Source organism: Collinsella aerofaciens (assembly GCF_015670745.1).
Classification (GTDB): Bacteria; Actinomycetota; Coriobacteriia; order Coriobacteriales; family Coriobacteriaceae; genus Collinsella; species Collinsella aerofaciens_T.
This window is the reverse complement of the sequence record NZ_JADPCH010000038.1, coordinates 1-2,482: the sequence shown is the minus strand read 5'-3', so window position 1 is coordinate 2,482 and position 2,482 is coordinate 1. Positions and strand designations below refer to the sequence as shown.

General features: G+C 61.1%; 2 protein-coding genes. Both read right to left on the bottom strand.

Annotated elements, in window-relative coordinates; genetic code table 11:
• Positions 1-182: 182 nt before the first annotated feature.
• Positions 183-1,820 carry a chaperonin GroEL gene (gene groL, locus I4W07_RS09060; protein WP_006234938.1) on the bottom strand — a complete coding sequence of 546 codons (1,638 nt, stop codon included), beginning with the start codon at positions 1,818-1,820 and terminating at the stop codon, positions 183-185.
• A 96-nt stretch (positions 1,821-1,916) separates the two neighbouring features.
• Positions 1,917-2,210: a co-chaperone GroES gene (groES, locus tag I4W07_RS09055; protein WP_040358989.1), complete on the bottom strand. Its 294-nt coding sequence runs from the start codon at positions 2,208-2,210 to the stop codon at positions 1,917-1,919.
• Positions 2,211-2,482: the final 272 nt, after the last annotated feature.

The window sequence follows — 2,482 nt, the reverse complement described above, 5'->3', positions numbered from 1 at the left end:
CCTTCGAGGCCGAGCGCAAAATGAATTCTAAAAAACACCTTGCCAAATAGGAGCGTCAGGACGCAAAGAGGCTCCGCAGCGCGAAGCGCGATGCGGAGCCTCTTTGCATGTCCGAGGACGTTCCGGAGAGAAACCCCGTCACGCCCCCGGATTCCCGGTGGGAGTTCTAGACCTTGTCGGCCTTAGTACATACCGCCGCCCTGCTGACCAGCGGTGGCAGCAGCGATAGCGTCCTCAAGCTGAGTGTTCTTGGGCACATCGGAGACGGTAGCCTCGGTGATGAGGATCAGGCTGGCGACAGAAGCAGCGTTCTGCAGGGTGACGCGGCTGACCTTGACGGGGTCGAGGACGCCCATCTCGATCATGTCGCCCCACTCGCCGTTGGCAGAGTTGAGACCCTGGCCGGCGGGCAGCTCGGCAACCTTGTCGACCACGACAGCGCCCTCAAAGCCAGCGTTCTTGGCGATGGTAGCGACCGGAGCGGTCAGAGCCTTCTTGACGATGTCGACGCCGATCTTCTCCTCGGGGTCGTCGATCTCGACAGCGTCGAGCGCAGGAGCAGCGTCCATGAAGGCGACGCCGCCACCGGCGACGATGCCCTCCTCGACAGCAGCGCGGGTAGCCTGCAGGGCATCCTCGACGCGGTGCTTGATCTCCTTGAGCTCGGACTCGGTAGCAGCGCCGACCTTGATGACGGCAACGCCGCCGGAGAGCTTGGCCAGGCGCTCCTGGAGCTTCTCGCGGTCGAAGTCAGAGGTGGTGTTCTCCATCTCGCCCTTGATCTGAGCGATACGGGCGTCGATGGCCTCCTTGGAGCCAGCGCCGCCGACGACGACGGTGTTGTCCTTGGAGATGGTGACGGACTTAGCGGTACCGAGCATATCGGCGGTGATGTCGGCGACCTTCACGCCCAGCTCGTCCAGGGCAGCCTGGCCACCGGTGAGGACGGCGATGTCCTCGAGGATGCGCTTACGGCGATCGCCGTAGCCCGGAGCCTTGACGGCGCAGACGTTGAGAGCGCCACGGATCTTGTTGAGGACCAGGGTAGGCAGAGCCTCGCCGTCGATGTCCTCAGCGATGATGAGCAGGCCGCGGCCAGCGCGCTGGACAGCCTCGAGAACGGGCATGATGTCCTGAACGCTGGAGATCTTCTGGTCGGTGATGAGGATGTACGGATCCTTCATCACGGCCTCCATGCGGTCGTTGTCCGTGACGAAGTAAGCGGAGACATAGCCCTTGTCGAACTGCATGCCCTCGACGGTGTCGATGGTGATGTCGAACGTCTGGGAATCCTCGACGGTGATGACGCCGTCCTTGCCCACGACCTCCATGGCCTCGGCGATCTTCTCGCCGACCTCGGGGTCACCGGCAGAGATGGTACCGACGGAAGCAATCTGCTCCTTGGTCTCGACCGGCTTGGCCTGCTTCTTCATCTCGGCGACGGCGGCGTTGACGGCCTTGTCGATGCCGCGACGGATGGCCAGCGGGTTAGCGCCAGCAGCAACGTTGCGCAGACCGTCGTTGACGATGGCCTGAGCGAGCAGGGTTGCGGTGGTGGTGCCGTCACCCACGGTGTCGTTGGTCTTGGTGGCAACCTCCTTCACCAGCTGGGCGCCCATGTTCTCGATGTTGTCCTCGAGCTCAATCTCCTTGGCGACGGAAACGCCGTCGTTGGTGATGGTCGGGGCACCGAACGTGCGCTGCAGCGCAACGTAGCGACCCTTGGGGCCCATGGTGACGGTAACGGCGTCGGCCAGAGTGTTGACGCCCTTGGCAAGCTTAGCGCGGGCATCGGTGTTGAACGTAATGTTCTTTGCCATGGTAGGTAATCCTCCAAAAGAAATGTGACTCGCGTCGCCGCTTCCGAGTCCTATGCGACGGGCGCGTTCAAAGACGAATCAGAGATTCTGACGAGACTAGGCCTCGACGACGGCGTAGATGTCGTCGGCGCGCATCAGCAGATACTTCTCGCCGTCGACCTTGACCTCGTTGCCACCGAACTTACCGTAGATGACAACGTCGCCGACCTGAACGTCCATGGGGATGCGCTCACCCTTGTCGTTGACCTTGCCGGCGCCCACGGCAACGATGGTGCCGCGCTGCGGCTTCTCCTGAGCGTTGCTGGCGATATACAGACCAGAAGCGGTCTTCTGCTCGGCCTCGTCGGGCTTGACCAGAACACGATCTGCAAGCGGCTTCAAAGACGACATGCTTGTCTCCTCCTTTTTGGGCCGCGCGGTTATACCACGCGAATTAACCCTTTTTGTTTGCGTACGCGTTGAATGGTACCCACGAATGGCTGGTTATACAACACGGAGTCAAAAAATCTTATTTTTTGGCACTTAGATTTTCTGAATGCCGGGGGATAACTTAGCAGTGGCTCCCGGGGCGGACCGGAGGGCATGAAGTTTGCTGCTCTACAGTCCTGCGCAAGACGGAAAGCACATTAAGTGCTTTCCTTTGCGTGCGGAACTCGCGACAA

Bases quoted from the DNA above. Each gene is read 5' to 3' on its own strand.
- groES (WP_040358989.1), bottom strand. From the start codon at position 2,210: ATGTCGTCTTTGAAGCCGCTTGCAGATCGTGTTCTGGTCAAGCCCGAC.
- groL (WP_006234938.1), bottom strand. From the start codon at position 1,820: ATGGCAAAGAACATTACGTTCAACACCGATGCCCGCGCTAAGCTTGCC.